The sequence below is a fragment of the Stenotrophomonas hibiscicola ATCC 19867 genome (assembly GCF_000382065.1).
Taxonomy (GTDB): Bacteria; Pseudomonadota; Gammaproteobacteria; order Xanthomonadales; family Xanthomonadaceae; genus Stenotrophomonas; species Stenotrophomonas hibiscicola.
Map to the genome: position 1 here is coordinate 318,660 of NZ_KB907499.1, position 17,108 is coordinate 335,767.

The 17,108-nt window shown below is 67.0% G+C and carries 16 protein-coding genes; 1 reads left to right on the plus strand and 15 read right to left on the minus strand.

The genetic code is table 11. The features are described from left to right. Window positions 1-95: 95 nt before the first annotated feature. The 10 genes from G370_RS0106355 to G370_RS0106400 all read right to left on the minus strand — a co-directional run bounded on the left by G370_RS0106355 (window position 96) and on the right by G370_RS0106400 (window position 11,275). Entirely contained in the window at window positions 96-725 is a 630-nt protein-coding gene (locus tag G370_RS0106355; protein WP_010485380.1) for an ATPase, read from the minus strand. 3 nt (window positions 726-728) lie between these two features. After that, window positions 729-1,070, minus strand: a complete 342-nt coding sequence (locus tag G370_RS0106360) for a type II toxin-antitoxin system prevent-host-death family antitoxin (RefSeq protein WP_019659842.1) — start codon at window positions 1,068-1,070, stop codon at window positions 729-731. A 71-nt stretch (window positions 1,071-1,141) separates the two neighbouring features. Further along, on the minus strand, window positions 1,142-2,728 hold the full coding sequence (locus G370_RS0106365; RefSeq protein ID WP_019659843.1) for a sensor histidine kinase: 1,587 nt from the start codon (window positions 2,726-2,728) through the stop codon (window positions 1,142-1,144). A 9-nt stretch (window positions 2,729-2,737) separates the two neighbouring features. Beyond that, on the minus strand, window positions 2,738-3,142 hold the full coding sequence (locus G370_RS0106370; protein WP_019659844.1) for a response regulator: 405 nt from the start codon (window positions 3,140-3,142) through the stop codon (window positions 2,738-2,740). Between the two features lie 136 nt (window positions 3,143-3,278). Next, window positions 3,279-4,733 (minus strand): surface lipoprotein assembly modifier, encoded by a 1,455-nt coding sequence (locus G370_RS0106375; RefSeq protein WP_019659845.1) that lies wholly within the window; start codon window positions 4,731-4,733, stop codon window positions 3,279-3,281. 90 nt (window positions 4,734-4,823) lie between these two features. Next, on the minus strand, window positions 4,824-5,588 hold the full coding sequence (locus G370_RS0106380) for a Slam-dependent surface lipoprotein (protein ID WP_019659846.1): 765 nt from the start codon (window positions 5,586-5,588) through the stop codon (window positions 4,824-4,826). Between the two features lie 59 nt (window positions 5,589-5,647). Then, complete coding sequence (locus G370_RS0106385) at window positions 5,648-6,403, minus strand: Slam-dependent surface lipoprotein (protein ID WP_019659847.1); 756 nt, start codon at window positions 6,401-6,403, stop codon at window positions 5,648-5,650. Window positions 6,404-6,430: 27 nt separating this feature from the next. Beyond that, window positions 6,431-9,550, minus strand: a complete 3,120-nt coding sequence (locus tag G370_RS0106390) for a TonB-dependent receptor (RefSeq protein WP_019659848.1) — start codon at window positions 9,548-9,550, stop codon at window positions 6,431-6,433. A gap of 182 nt (window positions 9,551-9,732) precedes the next feature. Further along, window positions 9,733-10,689, minus strand: coding sequence for a FecR family protein (locus tag G370_RS0106395; RefSeq protein WP_019659849.1), 957 nt, complete (start codon window positions 10,687-10,689; stop codon window positions 9,733-9,735). 85 nt (window positions 10,690-10,774) lie between these two features. Further along, window positions 10,775-11,275 carry an RNA polymerase sigma factor gene (locus tag G370_RS0106400; protein ID WP_019659850.1) on the minus strand — a complete coding sequence of 167 codons (501 nt, stop codon included), beginning with the start codon at window positions 11,273-11,275 and terminating at the stop codon, window positions 10,775-10,777. 191 nt (window positions 11,276-11,466) lie between these two features. Here G370_RS0106400 and G370_RS0106405 point away from each other — a divergent pair, with 191 nt between their 5' ends. Further along, a complete protein-coding gene (locus G370_RS0106405) occupies window positions 11,467-11,865 on the plus strand; it encodes an OsmC family protein (RefSeq protein WP_019659851.1) in 399 nt (132 codons plus the stop codon). A gap of 94 nt (window positions 11,866-11,959) precedes the next feature. Here G370_RS0106405 and G370_RS0106410 read toward each other — a convergent pair whose 3' ends face one another. From G370_RS0106410 to G370_RS0106430, 5 genes are all read right to left on the minus strand, one after another. Further along, on the minus strand, window positions 11,960-12,289 hold the full coding sequence (locus G370_RS0106410; protein WP_005416760.1) for a hypothetical protein: 330 nt from the start codon (window positions 12,287-12,289) through the stop codon (window positions 11,960-11,962). Window positions 12,290-12,386: 97 nt separating this feature from the next. Next, window positions 12,387-14,132, minus strand: coding sequence for a putative porin (locus tag G370_RS0106415; protein WP_019659852.1), 1,746 nt, complete (start codon window positions 14,130-14,132; stop codon window positions 12,387-12,389). 42 nt (window positions 14,133-14,174) lie between these two features. Continuing rightward, window positions 14,175-14,840 carry a cell envelope integrity protein TolA gene (gene tolA / locus G370_RS0106420; protein ID WP_019659853.1) on the minus strand — a complete coding sequence of 222 codons (666 nt, stop codon included), beginning with the start codon at window positions 14,838-14,840 and terminating at the stop codon, window positions 14,175-14,177. A gap of 39 nt (window positions 14,841-14,879) precedes the next feature. Continuing rightward, window positions 14,880-15,293 (minus strand): ExbD/TolR family protein, encoded by a 414-nt coding sequence (locus G370_RS0106425; RefSeq protein WP_019659854.1) that lies wholly within the window; start codon window positions 15,291-15,293, stop codon window positions 14,880-14,882. 10 nt (window positions 15,294-15,303) lie between these two features. Beyond that, window positions 15,304-17,088: a DUF2341 domain-containing protein gene (locus G370_RS0106430; protein WP_019659855.1), complete on the minus strand. Its 1,785-nt coding sequence runs from the start codon at window positions 17,086-17,088 to the stop codon at window positions 15,304-15,306. Window positions 17,089-17,108 lie beyond the last annotated feature (20 nt).

The following is a 17,108-nucleotide window of genomic DNA, read 5'->3' on the forward strand; positions in this document are numbered from 1 at the left end:
GCTCGCCGAAGCCGGCGTTGTACGGCCAAGCCCGCGCGCGGCTGCCTTTCGGGGGATCAGCCGAGCGTGGGCTCGGCTCTACAACGTACGCGCCCTCAATCGCGCGCAGCGTTTAACTCCATCGCACGCATCACGATGGGTTTGGCCCAGTCCGGCGTGTGCAGCAGCTCGGCCACCGAGACCGGGTACTGCAGCTGGCCGTGCGCCATCGCCAGCACCGGCAGCGGCTCGACGCAGCCGTCGGCGTCGGCGGGAGCGCTGTTGTCGTAGACATGCAGCTCGGCCAGGTGTGGCAGCAGTTCCAGCAGGTTCTCGCGCGCCGAATCGAAGCGGGCGTGGATCTTCTCCACCGGAATGTCGTGGCCGCCGGCGGCCACCCGCGCTGCAACACGGGCAATGTGCAGGTCCACCGTGGCCAGGCCACAGAACCAGATCGCGACGTGATGGTGCTCGCAGGCCTCGCGCAGCAGGCGCGGAATGGTGTTGCCGCCCAGCGTGGTCTCGAAGGCGAAGTCCGTGCCATCGGCCATGGCCTGGCGCAGGCGGCGGGTGCCTTCCTGCCAGGCCTCGGCATTGGCGTCGGGCAGCGGCCAGCCCGCCTCTACCAGGCGGCGGGTGAACGAATCAGGGTTGAACCAGCCCAGCCCTTCGGCTTCCAGCCAGGTTCCCAGCAGCGAACTCTTGCCGGCGCCGTTGACGCCGGCCAGCACCAGGATCCGCCCCATCGGTCAGAGCGGACGGCCGAGGGTGACCTTGCGGCCGCGGCGGATCGGCTGGCCCAGCAGCTTGCCCAGCCCCTCACCGCGCTGCAGGCCAGCCAGAGTCTGGTCGAATTCGCCGCGCAGGCGCAGCAGTTCTTCACTGCGCTCACCGGCATCGCTGCCGGCAGCCTTGGCCAACAGCTCCTGGTAGGTGCGGATATCCACGATCACCGCTTCGGGGTGGTTGTGGTTGGTGATGACCAGCGCCTGCTTCTCACGCACGGTACGCATCAGGCTCGGCCAGCCCCTGGTCTTCACAGACGAGGCCGGGGCCTTCTCAAGTCCAGGCAGATCCAGTGGCAGGGTCATGGCACGGCTCCAGGCAGAAGTGGATAATGGCCACTATACCCAATTTGGCCAAATTGGATATAAATGCCGTTTCACGCGCCGGAGCCGGTCTGTGGCGCATCGGTCTGCAGCAGGCTGTCACGCTCGCGCAGTGGGAAGCGGATCCAGGCATCCAGCCCCTGCGGATCGAAGTGCAGTTCACCACTGCCGGCCAGCTCATAGGGCACGCGCTGCTCGATCAGCGCACGACCCAGGCCGCGCTGGCGCGGCAGCTCCCAGTCTTCCACGGCGGCATGGCGTTCACACCAGTGCAGGCCCAGCCATGGCTGTCCGTCCTGCACCTGCAGGTGCCAGGACACGTCGATCCGGCCATCTTCATGGGTCAGCGCACCATGCCGCAGGGCGTTGGTCGCCAATTCGTGGATCGCCAGGGACAGCACTTCGGCCGCCTTCGGTGGCAGCAGCACATCCTCGCCCTGCAGGCGATAGGCGGCGGTGACCGGCGTCTGCGCTGCGATCTCCTCATCGAGCATGCCACGCAGGCAGACCCCGGCATTGGCGCCACGGGTAAGCAGGCTCTGCGTGCGCGCCAGCGACATCAATCGTCCGCACAACCGTTCAGCGTAATCATCCACACTGCTGACCGACTCACGGGTCCGCCAGGCAATGGCATGGATGGTCGACATGATGTTGCGCACCCGGTGCTGCAGTTCGGCCAGCAGTACCGATTGGCGCTCGGTGGCACGCTTGAGATCGTCGATGTCCACAGCGATGGCGAATACGCCCGTCACCTCGCCGTCTGCATCGCGCAGCGGCGCGGCGGCCACACGGGTCCAGCGCGCGCGCCCGTCGTCATGCTTGAACTGGAACTCCAGCCCGGGCACTACCGTCTCACCGCGCAAGGCCCTGGCTATGGCGAAATCCCTGGGTTCGATGCGCGAGCCGTCGGGGTGCCATCCCTGCCAGCGGTGGTGGTTGGGCAGATCCGTGGACGGCACCTTGCCGGTGGGAAGGTAGGTGCGCATCTGGTCGTTGGAGAGCTGCAGGCACCCCTCGGCATCGACGATGCAGACGCCCACCGGCAGTACCTTGAAGGCCAATGCCAGGCGGCGGTCCGCCTCCCGCCGCTTCTGCTCTTCGCGTTCGCGGGCCGACTGGGCCACATGCGCCGCCGTCGTCTCGAACATGGTGACCAGCACGCCGCTGACGCGCCCCTCTTCGCCACGGATGGGGCTGTAGGTAATGGTGAACCACACATCCTCCAACCGCCCGCGGCGCGCGAGGGGATAGAGTTTGTCCTCGTAAGTGATGGTTTCGCCCTGCCAGACGCGCTGGTAGATCGGCCCGTTGATATGCCACACCTCGGGCCAGCATTCACGGGTCGGCTGGCCGAGTCCGCCGGGATGCTTGTCGGCCAGGATCTCGGCATAGCCATCGTTGTAGAGCTGCACCAGCTGCTCGCCCCACAGCACGATCATCGGGAAACCATGCGCCAGCATCAGGTCGACGGTGGCGCGCAGGTGTGGCGGCCACCGCTCATACGCTCCCAGCGGCGTGGATGACCAGTCATGGCGGGCGATCCGCGCAGCCATGCCATCGTGGCGCCCGTGCGGGTGCGCTGCAGGTGGCATGCCGCCACACAGCTCGGTGGCGCGGATGCCTTCAGGACGGCGCGACATGCCGCGCGATCAGGCGATGCCCGCAGAGACCTGCGGCGTCGCCACCAGCCCGGCCAGCTGCTGCACCAGGGCTTCAATGTGATACGGCTTGGTACAGCGCGGCGCGCTGGCGAAGCGGCTTGGCAGGTTGTCGTCGTAGCCGGAGGTCAGCAGGAACGGGGTGCCGGCCTCGGCCAGCCGGTCGGCCAACGGATAGACCTGTTCGCCGCCCAGATTGATGTCCAGCAGCGCCACATCGATGGGATGGGTATCGACCAGCTGCCCCAACGCCTGCAGGTCACCGGCAGGCCCCACCACCTGTGCGCCTTTCAGCTCCAGATAGTCGACCAGGAACATCGCGATGGCGAATTCATCCTCCGCCACCAGTACACGCAGCCCTTTCAGGCCCTCTGGTTTGTTGCCCGCTTCCAGCACGACCGGCGCTCCTCGACACACGCGGCCCACCTCTGCCGCAACGCCCGCAGGATGCGCGAACCGGGCTACAAGAGCGCGTGATGATGGATGAAGGTCGCGGCCACGGCGCGTTCACCGCGGCATTGCAACGCCGCGTTCAGAAGGCCCGTTCCCACTTCAGGCTGAGCAGGCTGCGGTCGTGGCTGTACAGCCAGCCGACGTTGCTGTCGATGCGCGCGTAGCGCAGGCTCAGGCTGGGTACCAGCCCGGCCACGGCCAAGCGCTCGCTGCGCACGATGGCGATCAGGTTCTGTTCGTCGTCCTGCCTGCGCGCCTCCAGCAACGGACTCCAGGTGTCGTAGTCGCGCTGGCGCAGCGACACGAATACGGTGGCCGTGGTGCCACTCCACTGCCGCGCCGCGCCCAGCCGCAGGCCGCGCTGGCGGTAGCCGTTGGCCGGGTCGGCTGCGCTGCTGTCGGTGACATCCAGCCCGGCGAAGACCGTCCAGCGTGGATTGAGCGCGCGGAACCAGGTGGCGTACAGCGATGCCAGCTCGCCGTCGTAGTTGCTGGCAAGGCCCTGCTGGCGATAGCGCTGGCGCTTCCAGTCAGCCTCCAGCTTGAGCAGGCTGCGTGCATCCAGGGCGTACTGCCATTCCGCGTGCACGCCGCTGCCGCCCTGCAGCGCATGGTTGCCCAGGCCCTGGTAGTCATAGCTGGGGGCGAGCATCACGGTCTGCCGTGCACTACGCCAGCTGTAACCCGCCTGCACGTTGGCATTGAGTTCGTTGTACGCACTGTGCCCGCGCCATGCCTGGCCGAAGGCGAGACCGCGCACGTACAGCCCATGATGCCCGCCGAGCACCCAGCGCCGTTCCAGGCTGGCGTCGTAGTCGAGGCCCGCCGCGCGCTGGGCGTCCGGCAGTTTCCGTTCGATGATGCAGGCGTCGCCCACGCCGAACAGGCAGGTGCGACTGGCCGAACTGCGGTTGATGTTGTCACTCCATGCCGGGCCGGCGGACAACGCGCCTTTCCAACGCTGGCGCGCCTGCAGGGCACTCAGGTAACCGTCCACGCGCGCGCGGACGCCGGCCGTGGCCGGATCATCGGCATTGATGCCTGCAGCGATGGCTGTGAACAGCGCGGCCGCATCGCGATCGCGCTGGTCTTCCGCATAGACACGTGCCAGCTCGAGGCGGGCCGGCAGGAAATCCGGCTGCGCCGCCAGCAGCGCTTCGTACTCCATCGCCGCGCGACGATGGTTGCCGGCCACCCGTGCCAGCGCTCCCTGCGCATGGTGGCGCAGCAGGGGGTCATGCCCAGGCAGTTCGATGTACTCGTCGAGAAACGCAGCGGCGGCCTGCCATTGCTGATGCTGCAGAGACAGGTAGAGAGCCTGGCCCAGATCATCGACGGTGCGCTCCACGCGCAGCGTCTGGCCGTCGATGGTGATGGTTGGCCGCTCCGACTCGGCCTGCTGCAGGCGCTGCTGGTCCTGCTGCTGGTGGCGCAGCTCAGTGCCCTGTTCAAGCACACGACGAAGATCGTCCTGCTGGGCGCGCACCTCGGTGGCAGCCAACAGCAGTACGACAAGGAAGATGGAATGGCGCATGGTCGATCCGTGGTGGTGCATGCAGCGGGCCGAAGCAGGGACTGGCGGATCGCGGCTTGTCCCTGCCCTGCCCCGTCAGGGGCGTGGCGATCAGTTCTTGCTGCCGCCGAAGGCGGTGTCGTACTGGCTGTTGCCGCTGAAGGTGGCGATACCGGCCAGGGTGGCCGCGTTGGCGCCGAAGAACTGGCCCTGGGTGGTGCCGGCAACGCTGCCGTTGGCGGTGGCGGTGCCGGCGAACGAGGCGTTGGCGCTGTTGATGTTGGCGTTGACGTTGATCGACAGGCCGCCACCGCTCAGGCCACCGAGCAGGGTGCCATTGCCGAAGTTGGCGCGGAACGTACCCGACAGCAGGTTGCTGCCATTGAACTTGTTCAGGCCTGCCACGCTGTAGGTGGCCACGCCGGCCGGCAGCGTGGTGCCGGCACGGTCACCGACGAAATAGACCTGGCGGTTGTTGAAGCCACCAGCGGCGCCATCCTTGGACCACTCGCCGAACCACACATCGCCGCTGCCGACCTTGACGAAGTTGAAGTGGCCCATGCCGGAATGGCTGCCCGGGGTACCGGTGATCGGCATGGCCAGTGTGCGTACGGTGACACCATTGACGGTGGTCGGGGCCGAGTAGGCCGCCAGGCCCTGGAAATCGACCGGCTTGGCATTGGACACGGTGCCAACGCCGATACCGGCCTTGCCGGCCGAGTGCGGGCCGCCGTTGACTTCCGACGCACCCACCTTGACGTACAACTGCGCATCGGTCGCCGGGCTGGCAGCGCCGACGATGTCGGCCGCCTGCGCAGTGCCGGCCAGGGCCAGTGCAGCGGCGACGGCCAACAGGGAACGGTTGATCATTTTCATGGTATTGCTCCTTGGGTTGAGGGAACTACGGGTACAACACAAAAAGGAACGGCGGCGGATCAGTTGCGCTGACCGCCGAAGGACGTATCGAACTGGCTGTTGCCGGCAAAGGTTGCGATGCCGGTCACCGCACTGGCACCGGCGCCGAAGAACTGGCCGCTGCTGGTACCGATGATCGAACCATTGGCGATGGCCGAACCGCTGAACGCACCGGTGGCGCGATCCAGCGTGCCGCTCGCGGCGAGCCTGTATCCGGTCCCGACCAGGCCGGCGGTGACGGTGCCGGTATCGAAATTCGCCCGCAGTGCGCCTTCCAGCACGCCGCTGCCATCAAAGCGGTTGATGCCAGCCAAGGTGTAGGTCACGATGCCTGCTGGCAGCGAAGTACCGGCACGGTCACCGACGAAGAACACCTGGCGGTGATTGAAGCCCGCCTGCGCGCCGCTGGATGACCATTCACCGAACCAGACATCTGCATTACCCACCTGCACGAAGCTGAAGTGGCCCACGCCAGCGGTGGCGAACGGCAGGCCTGCGTCCGGGTCCAGCGTGCGGACCGTGGTTGCGCCACGCACCACCGTGGTGGCGTAGGGCACAAGGCCGGCGACGTCCACTCGCGCCGCGTTGGCATACGGCCCCAACGAAATGCCTGCGCGACCGGAACGGTGCGGACCGGCATTGAGTGTCGATTCGCCTGCGTTGATGTAATGGACGCCGTCCTGGGCCGGGCTCTGCCCGCCAGCGATGTCGGCAGCCATGACCGGCATGGAAGCCAGCAGGCCGATCGAAAGTACAAGGGTGCGGGGCTGTTTCACGGTTAATTCTCCCTGTCGAATGCGGACTCAGAAGCGTGCGGTGATGCCAAGCTTGATCGTGCGGCCCGGTGCTGGAAGCGTTGAGCGTGTTGCCGGGTCGACGTAATAGCGGTTGCCGAGATTGCTGCCGACCAGCTCGACGCTGGCGTGCTGGTTGAAACGCCAGCGGGCGTAGGCATCCACCGTGGTGATGTTTCCCCAGGTGAAGGGCACGTTCTGCCAGAGCAGGCTGCTGCCCCCGGCGATCAGGCGGTCGCGGTAGGCCTGCAGGTCCGGATTGTCGTGCCGCTGGTAGTGCACGATGCGGCTGCCCAGCTCCAGGCGCTCATCGAACAGACGGGTGCCGAGTGACCAGTTCACCGACAGCTTCGGCGTGGCCTGGGTCAGCAGATAGCCGCTGACGAAGCCATCCTGGACGCAGTTGGGCACCCGCCCCTGGTCCGCATCCAGCCATACCGCCGAGCTTTCGTCGCAGACTTCGTTTTCAAGGATGCGGCTGATGCCCAGATCGGTGAAGAAGCGCCGGTTGTCGAAGCGCGCCTGCAGCTCGATGCCGCGGATGGTCTGCTTGTCGATGTTGTCGAACATGAAGTACGCATCACGCTCGATGACATTGCGGGTCTTGTGCACGTAATAGGCCAGCTTGACGTCGGCATCGGCGGTGTTGCCGAACAGCCCGGAAAGGTTGTGCACGTACCCCAGCTCGTAGTTGTAGGCATGCTCCGGCTTGAGTGGATACAGCGGATTGAGGCTGCTGGAGAACGCAATGGTGCTTTCGAACATGCTGGGGAAGCGCACCGCCTCGCTGTAGCGCAGATAGGCACGAGCGGCCGGCGAGAAACGCACCGTCGCCGAGAACGTCGGCAACCAGGCGTGATCGCGGTGCCGTTCGTTGCGCCCGGCCACCGACTGCATCGCCCCGCCCCCGATCCTGCAGCGGATGTCGGTGCCGAGGACCATCGGCAGCAGCCCGGGGATGGCGGCGACCTGGCCGTTGATGCAGGGATTGGTGGCTCGGCTGTAGTTGCCGTTTGCATCGGGCAACCAGGGAATGCCGTGCTGGACCTCCCTGGGTGTCTCGTACTTGCGCAGCAGGTCGGCCAGCGACTGATCGACGATCCAGCCCATGCCGATGCTGTCCCAGAATTCCCGCTCACTCTCGAGTGCGTCGATCTCGCCCTGCAGGCTGTCCGGCCGCGGCGGCAGTTCATTCACCCGGTACTGCGCTTCGCGCGGCACGATCGAGGTCGTCTGCAGTTCCGGGTGGGCCTGCAGGAAGTCGTCGAACGCCCAGTAACGGCTGTAACGCACGCCGGCATTGAGGGTCAGGAAGTCGACCGGACGCCATTCCAGCGTGAGGTAGCCCTCGCCCTCCTGGCGACGGCCGGCACGCGGGTACATGCGCCAGCCGTCGGACGGGCCGAAATACGGGTCGCGCGAGCCGAGCTTTTCGTATTGCCAGTTGCCACCCACGGTCAGGTCCAGGGTCGAATGCAGCGCGAAGCGGTTGCTCAGGGTCAGGCCGGTGCGGTCGTTGCGCGCATTGGCCAACGCGGTGTTGCGCAGGATCGGGCTGGCGTCCGGGTTCCATGCCGGGTTGCCTGGCGCGAAGTTCGGGAAGCCGCCTGCAGTGTAGGTATCGCTGTCTGTCTCCGTGCGCCACAGGTTGACGTAGAGGTCCAGCCAGCGGCTGCCGGCCGGCTGGAAGCGGTACTCCAGGTTCCAGGCATCGGACGCAACCCGGCTGAGCGGCCACTGGATGCGCCCATAGTCCGGCGCGGACAGGATGCGCGATGGCATGATCTCGCCGTAGTGCGACAGCGTGCGCCGCCAGGTCGCCTTCAACTGCTGGTCATCGTTGATCTGCCAGCTGCCCTTGACCAGCCAGGACTCCTGTTCGCTGGAAGTATTGGGCACTTCATCGCCGGGCTTGAAGTAGCGCGCCAGCGTGGTGATGTAGTCGATGCCCTGGTACTCGAACTGCTCGCGCCGGTCCTGGTCGTAGTAGGCGCTGCCCTGGGTCCCGGAGAAGTAGTTGCCGCGCTTGCGCCAGGCGTAGGCGGCCATCAGGTCGACGTTGTCGCCACGCACGCCCAGCGCCAGGCGCCAGGCCTGGTCCTCGCCATCGAGGGGGTTGTTGCCACTGCGCGACTTCACCGGCACCACCAGGGTGCGGTCATCGTAGGGCGAGTTCGGCGAGCCCTGCGGAAACCCCGGCACGGTGCGGTAATCCTCGCCGGTGTGCAGCCGCGGCAGGCGTGGCGCCACCGCATTGCTGCTGCCTTCGATCTTCAGCTCCCCGCCGAAGCGCTCACCCGCTTCCACGATGTCATCGACGTCGATGGTCTTGATCACCAGCGCGCCACCGATCCCGCTGTGCACATTGCGCACCAGCCCTGGCCCCTTGATGACCTGGATGCCACCCATCAGGTTGGGATCGATGTAATTGCGGTTGCTGACGCCGTTGTAGCCGCGCCAGACCGTGAGCGCCTGCTCACTACCGTCGATGCTGACCGGCACCCGCCCCGGCCCCTGGATGCCACGGATGTTGATGTCCAGCGCGCCGCTGTTGCGCGCATCGCCACTGAACACACCGACCAGATCCTTGACCACGTCGGCCGGGTTGGAGCCGCGGTAGCGCTCCACCCGGTCGCGCCCCGAATACGCCGTGGTCAGGTCCAGCGCGAACACATCATCGTAGCCGCGCCGATCACGCGCCTCGCCCCGTTCCGACTGCAGGCGACCGGCCACGTCCAGAGTCTCGGTTACCCGCACCCCTTCCCCTTCACCCGCCTCCACTGCGGCCCGCAGGCTCCAAGTGCCGTCCATGCCGCGCTGTGCGCGCACGCCACTCCCGCGCAACAGCTGCTGCAGCGCCTGCATCTGGCTGTACTCGCCTTTCACCGCACTGGAGCGGCGGCCCTCCACCAGGTCACTGCGGAACACCACCTGCACATCAGCCTGGCGGCCAAAGGCACGCACAGCGTCGGCCAGGGGCTGTTCCGGAATCGTGTACTGGCGCAACGGCGCGACGACCGCCGGTTGCGCCTGCACGCCCGGCGCCCAGGCCAGCGGCAGCAATGCAGTGGAGATGGCCAGGGCCAGGGCGGTGACGCGACGATGACAGGCGGATGCCGTGGACGTCATGGACAGGAACTCCTCAAGCGTGGCGGAACCACGGGCACATCCGGTGCCGGTGGCATGTCTGGCTTGAGGAGAAACGGTGTTTCGCTCTGGCTATACCTCTATAGACAGCGCGATGTGGCGATTGCCCACGGTTTTTTCATGTTTTTTTTATGCGACCGGTTCATCCGGGCATTGCGCGAGCCTCACCACACCACCAGCGCGCCGCCGGGCAAGCGCTGCACACGCAGTCCTGCCTGCGCGGCCACCGCATTGATGGCGGTCTCCGATTGCTGCAGGTGGAACAGGCCACTGACCCGTAAGTCCGCGCCCTGCCCGCCCAGTACCCAGACCGGTGCACGACGGTAGCGCGCCAGGTCGGCGATGGCCTGCGCGGCCGGCTGATCGTCGATCACTACCTCGCCACGCCGCCACGGCGCCATCGTCTCGAGATCTTCCAGCTGCACCGGCCGCAGCCAGCGACCGTCACGGAACACCCGTGCCTGCCCGGCATGCAGGCGCTGCACGCTGCCATCGCCTGGGCGAACATCGACCACGCCCTCGCTGACCTGGGTCACGACCGTGGTGTCCCGCATCGACAGGCTGAAGGCGGTGCCGATGTCACGGATCTGGCCACCGCCGGCCTCGACCTGGAACGGTCGCTGTTCATGCACCACCTGGAACCAGGCCTGGCCGCGCAGCAGGCGCAGGTGCCGCCGCTGACCATCGAACTCAACCGCCAATGCGGTGCCCGCATCGAGTGCGGCGGTGCTGCCGTCCTCCAGCTGCACCACGCGCGGTGCATCGCTGCTGCGCAGGTCACTGCGCGCCAGCAGCAACGCCTGCGGTGCGGCCGCGACCACCAGTACCACGGCGGCGGCACTGGCCAACAGCCACGGCAGGCGGCGGCGCGGTGCGATCGGGCGCAACCCTTCGCGATCAGCCGTCAGCACAGGCAGCGCGGCCAGCACCTCCGGCCCGGCGGCATCCAAGCCTTGCCAGAAGGCCTGCTGCTGGCGCCAGGCCAGCGCATGGCAAGGGTCGGCCTGCAGCCAGCGCTGCAGGGTTCGTTGCTGGCGTTCCGGCAGCGGGCCTGCACTGCACCGGATCACCCAGCGCAACGCCTGCCTGGCCTGACGCGGCGAGGGTTCGGACGTGTTCATGGTTGTGGCCTGCCGCACCACGAACGGGTGCGCCTTCCTGTTGTGACAACGGCGGGCGCGATCTGCCCACGGCAATCGCAGCTCATCACTGCACTCCCTGCTGATGCTGCTGGATCAACAGCGCCGCGCGCAGCACATTCTTGCCGACCAGGCTCTTGGAAATACCCAGCCTGGCGGCGATCTCGCGCTCGCTCAGGCCCAGGTAGCGGTTGAGCACGAAGCACTCACGCACCTGGGCCGGCAGCGCGAGGATGGTCTGGGTGATCTCGCGCAGCTGCGCCTGGTCCAGCGCCTGCGCCTCGCCATCGCGGCTGGCCTCGGCCATGTCGAGGGCGTACTCGGCCATCGCACGCCGCTCGCGGGCGTCGGACTGGCTGCGGTTGAGCGCGTGGTGGTAGGCCATCCGGTACAGATAGCCGCGCGGCTCGAGGATGGGCGGATCGCCGGGCACGCTGCTGGCCTTCAGGTACAGGTTCTGCAGGGTGTCCTCGGTACTGGCCGGGTCGAGATAGCGCGCGATGAAGCGAGACAACGCACGGCGCTCGCGGATCAGCAACTCGACCAGCGCCAGGGCATTGGGAGACATAGGTGCCAAGGCCGGACCGGGGAATGATGGGCGTGATGGCGACGGTCCGGACGTGGATTGTGGGCTGCGCGGCCGCAGGCGGCAAGCCGCCGCCGCCCACATCATCCATGCAGGGCAGATCCGAGCATGGCTCGACGCCACAGTGGGATTGGCCGAACATGACTCGGCCCTACAGACAACAGGAGATCCCGATGGCCTACGCACGCATTGTTTCGACCGCCGACAACTACCTGCACCACATCAGCAATGGCAGCTTCGATGTGGATGCGGACGAGCCCGCCTCGCTGGGCGGCCAGGGCAGGGGTTTCGCACCGTTCGACCTGTACCTGGCCTCGCTGGCGGCATGCACCGCCATCACCCTGCGCATGTACGCGCAGCGCAAGGGCTGGGAGCTGGGCGAATTCCATGCCGAGCTGCGCTCGGAACGTGACGCGGATGGACGCTTCCACGTGCACCGCGTGCTGCATGCCAGCGCCGAGCTGAGCGATGCGCAGTGGCAGCGGTTGCTGGAGGTGGTGGAAAAGACCCCGGTGACCCTGGTGATGCGCGAAGGTGCACGCATCTCCAGTGAGCGTGGGGCTGCAGCGTAACCCCATCCACGCATGGCGTGGATCTCCTGTAGAGCCGAGCCCATGCTCGGCTCCGCAGCATGCAGCCGAGCGTGGGCTCGGCTCTACATTCCGCTCAGCGCCGTGAATGCAGCACGGTGCGCTGGCGCATCGCGTTGAATTCCTGCTCCACCTGCTGGATATCCTCGGCCTGGAACCCGGCCGCGTCCAACAGCTGGTCGGCGGCGGCCGCCGCCAGCGGATCGTCGTCACGCTGGCGCCAGCAGCGCGCCGGCAGGAAGTAACCCACTTCGCTGCGCCCGCGCATGATCACCACCGGCCGGCCTGCATACAGCAGGAACTCCGCCAAGTGCTGGCGTAGCCCCTCCACCGAGACATAGGCCGGGCCGATGCCCAGCGATCGACTGGACGGTTCGGAACTTTCAAACAGCTTGCGACGGCTCATCCACTCCTCCTTATGTGCAACGCGTGGTCTCCTTTCCCTAGACGGGCGCATCACTGCGCCCCCGCCACGCACTACGTGATCCACATCACGCCGTCACTCAGAACCCGGAATTGAACTCCAGCTGGAACACGTCGATAGACAGTGGAGCACCGGACACTTCCTTGGCCGCCATCCACTTGCCGCTGATCCAGCTGCGCGCATCCAGCGCGTAGGCGCCGCCCACGTAGTAGCCACGGGCGTTGGTGCCGCCGAGGTGGAAGTTCGGGTCGTTGTACGCGTCCGGCAGCGCATCGGCCTCGATATGCTTGTAGCCCAGCAGCGCCTGCCACTGGCCCTTCTCCTTCAGGTCAGTGGCGCCGAAGGTGGCCTGCACCATCCAGGCGGTGTCGCCACTGCGGAAGGTATCGATGCTGGCGGCGCCACCGGCACCGTAGTTGTTGACGATGCCGTTGTTGGCGCGGCTGAACATGGCCTGCTTGTCGTAGGCCAGGTTGCGGATGTAGTCGCCATCCAGGCGCAGGCCGATGCCCTGGGCCAGCTGCGTATCCCAGCGCAGGTTGAGCGTGGCCAGGCGGAATGCCGAGGCCAGGCCGACATACTGCGGGGTCGGCGTGTTGGCCGGGTCCAGCGGATTGCGCGCGATGTCGCGGATCAGCATCAGGGTATTGCCCTTCTGCATGAACGCTGGGCGCGACCAGTCGGTATCGCAGCCCACCGCGCCCGCATATAGCGCGCACGGCGAGGACAGGCGGCCGCTGATGTTCTTGAAATCGTAGTAGCCCAGTGCGGCACGCAGCGCATTGTCGTCGTTGAAGCGCCAGTTCATGCCGACCTGTGCACCGGACAGCCACTTGTTCTCGTTCGGGGTCTTGACCCGGCTCTGGCTGGGCGAGCTGTCGGAGGTGTACTCCAGCGGTACCACCGCAAGGTTGCCGAACAGCTCGAGATCTCCCCCGTTGAAGTCGTGTTTCAGGTTGGCGGCCAGGCCGTCGAAGTTCAGGTCGTTGGAGAACAGCGTATCGCTGGTCCAGAACGGATTGCCGAAGCGGCCGCCGCGCACCGTCACCCAATCGGCCGGGCTGTAGGCCAGCCAGGCCTGGTCCAGCCACACGTCCTTCTTGCTCAGGCCACCACCCAGCTGTTCGGTGGTTGACACCGGGCCATTGCTGCTGCCGCTGGCCAGGCGCACGCCGGCCGTGGTGTGCTGGCCGATGGTCGCCTCGATGCCCAGGCGAGCGCGGATGCGCCACAGGTTGCGGCGGTCCTGGCGGGTGTTCAGCAGCGGCGGCAGCTGCAGGTTGGTGTTGGTGTTGGTGTCGAAGCCGTTGCCGGAATTGATCGACGACCAGTTGCTCACGATGTCGCTGTTGCGTTCGGAGAAGAAGCGCGACTCGCTGCGCACGCGCATGTCACCGGTGACCTTGATGCGCTTGGTCCACTCAGCCACTTCGTTCGGTGCCGCCCAGCCCTCGGACCTGGCCTGCGCCATCACGTCCTGGCGTACTTCGTCACGAATGCCGTCGCGCACGCTCTGCGGCACGTAGGGCACGCGCACGTCGCCGGCCTCCAGGGCCACGCCACCGCTGGCGGCCGAAGGTGCGGTGGTCGTAGTGCGCGACGCGGCCGCTGCTTCAGCCTCGGCCTGCACCAGCAATGCCTGGCCGTCTTCGGGCTTCAGCGCGCCACTGGCGATCAGGCCCTTGATCAGCTTGACCATGGTGGTTTCTGCGGCCATCGCACCGGCCGGGGCGGCCAGGCTGAGCAGCACCGCGCAGCACAGCAGCGCCCGTCTGGCCGGGCGCGAGCAGCGGGAGTCGGTTCGTGCGCGGACGTGGTCGTTCATCACGGTTCTCATCGAAAGAAGGGAAATCACGGAGGTCGGGAATCAGGCCCCGGGCCGGCGGCCCTGGATCAGCACGCGGGCGGGGAAATCGAGCGACGGCGGCGGTGCCTGGTCGACCTTGCCGATGCGTCGCAGCGCATCGAGCACGGCCGCGTCGGCCTCCTCGTTGCCACTGCCGCGCACCAGCTCGACCTTTTCCAGGCGGCCATCGTTGGACAGCCACACATTCACCTGCAGCTGGAACGCCAGGCGCTTGACCTTGTCGTCGCGCGAGATCGCCTGCTGCATCAGGTATCCGAGGTAGCGCCCGTAGGTGGCATTGCCGGCACCACCGCGGCCGACGCCGGACGAGCCGCCGCCACTGCCGGACTGGATACCGAAGTTGTCACCGCCGGCCTGCGCATCAGCATTCATCGTCACCGGGTCGGCGTTGTCCGGCGTTGGCGTTGGCTCTTCAGCCGGCGTTGGTGGATCCAGAGGTTCCGGCTCTGGCATCGCTTCTTCCGGCGGCGTCTCCGGCTCCGGTGGCTTTTCCGGCGGCGGTGGCGGCGGCGGAGGGGGGGGCGGCAATGCCAGCATCGGCGGCTGCACCACCGGCCGGCGGGTGCTGGCGGTGTCCTTGAACAGCATCCACCACACGGCGATGCCGAGCACCAGCAAGGCGGCCAGTACCAGTGCAATGGTCACCAGCAACTGGCGACCGCGCATGCCGGGCTCCGGCCGAGGGGATTGATGGGCCGTCATGCCTCAGCCCTGCGCCTTGCCGGTGACCAGCCCGACCTGGGCCAGCTCCAGCCGCCGCAGCAGGTCCAGCACCTCGACCACACGGGCGTACTGCACCTGCGCATCACCGCGCACGATCACCGGGAAATCCGGCGTGGTCGCGCGCTCGGTGCGCAGGCGGTCTTCCAGCTCGGCCATCGTCACCGGGTATGCATCCAGGAACACCTGGCCACTGGGGTCAATGGTGATCGCCTTGGTCTTCGCCTTTTCCAGCGCCACGCTGTTGCTGGCCTTCGGCAGGTTCACCTCGATGCCGGGGATGGAGGCGTTGCTGGTCAGGATGAAGATCACCAGCACCACCAGCAGCACGTCGACGAAGGGCGTTACGTTGATGCCCTTCTCGCGCTTCTTGATGCCGAACTTCGCCTTCTGGCCCATGGCGCGCCCCTCAGCCCTGGACCGCGGCCGGGCCGCGCCCGTCCTGCTCTTCGGCCAGGCGCGCGGCGAACTCGTCGATGAACACCGCCATGTCGGCGCCGATCGCCTCGGCACGTGCACCCAGGTAGTTGTAGCCGAACAGCGCCGGAATCGCGACGCCGAGGCCGGCTGCGGTACACAGCAGCGCCGCGGCCATGCCCGGTGCCACCGAATTGATGTCCACCGCGCCGGCCATCGCCGCCACCACGAACACCAGCATGATGCCGATCACGGTACCGAACAGGCCCACGTACGGCGCGCCTTCGATGGTGGTCGACAGCCAGTTCATGCGCCGTGCCATCGCTTCCTGCTCGCGCACCATCACCGCATCCATCGAGGCGCGGATCGCGGCGATGGTGGCGCCACTGAGGTAACCGCTGTTGCCATCGCGCTGGTGGCGCTGCTGCATTTCATCGATGGCCACCTGGTAGATGCGCCACAGCGAACCGTCGTGCATCGCGGTGGGTGCCTTGCCCTGGCGGTCCATGTCGGACAGGGTGCGCAGCGGCACACCGGACAGCTTGCCGAAGCTCTCGGTGAACACTGCATTGGCCTTGCTGGTACGGCCGAAGTGCCGCCCCTTGGCAATCATGATCGCCCACGACAGCAGCATCATCAGGCCGAGGATAGCGACCACCACCCAGGCGTCGAACGGCATCGCCTTGAGGATGAAGGCGAAGTGGCTCTGCCCGGCGGACTGCTCGTCGGCACCGTAGCTGATCAGGCGCGAGTCGGCGCCCTGTGCGGTGGCATCGGCCAGCAGCAGTGCCGCCGGTCGTGCCACGCGCGAGATACGCAGCTCATCCAGTGCGCCCTCGAAATTGGCAAGCGGCTGCACCGCGCCCGGCGCATCAGCGCCCACCACCGGCGCGGTGGTCAGCGCCGGCAGCTCGCCGCTCAGCTGGGCGACCACGCGACCATTGAGGTACAACTGCAGTGCGCCCTTCTCCGCAGTCAGCGCCACATGCGCCCACTGCCCTTCCGGAATCGGCTGCGCCGGCGTGCTGCGCTGGCCATTGAGCTGCACGAACGGCACCCGGTTTTCGATGCCCAGCACCAGTTCGGAAGCACCGTCGCGACGGGCGTAGATCGCCTGTGCAGCGTTGTTGCTGCCTGGCTTGATCCAGGCCGAAACAGTGAGCGGCGCGCCCGCCTCCTGCGCAAGCGATGCGCTGGCCGGCAGCGGCAGCGGGGCTGCACCCAACTGAACGCCGCGGCCGATCACCGAGCCTTCCGATGGCGGCACCACGGCACCGGCATTGTTGCCATAAGCGGTGGTGTCGCGTGCCGGCGCATTGGCCTCGGCGAAGTGGTAGACCAGCGTGTAGTCCGGGTCGAACACCTGCTGGCCATTGCCGCTGGCCGGGGCCTTCTCGTTGCCGTAGTACATCCAGATCGTCTGCGGTGCTGCGGCGCTGACCGCCGGTACGTCCACCCAGACCAGGGCCAGGCCCAGCTTGGGATCGAACTGTTCGATCTGGTGGGCCAGCACGGTGCGGCCATCACCCGAGACGAAGCGCAGGTCGTTGCCCGCGTCCTGGGTGCCGTCGAAACCGAAGTTGCCGGTATGCAGGCGCAGCAGCAGCGGCGTGCGACCCGGGTCACCGGCCAGGCCCGCGCCCTGCGGGCCGGCGTCGACGGTGATCGGCTTGCGGTATTTCCATTCGGCCTGCCACCAATTGGCATCGGCCGCAGCGACCGGCAGCGCAACCAGCGCGGCCAGCAGCAACAACACTCGGGAAAGCAAACGGTCCATGCGAAGGGTCTCCGGAGAAC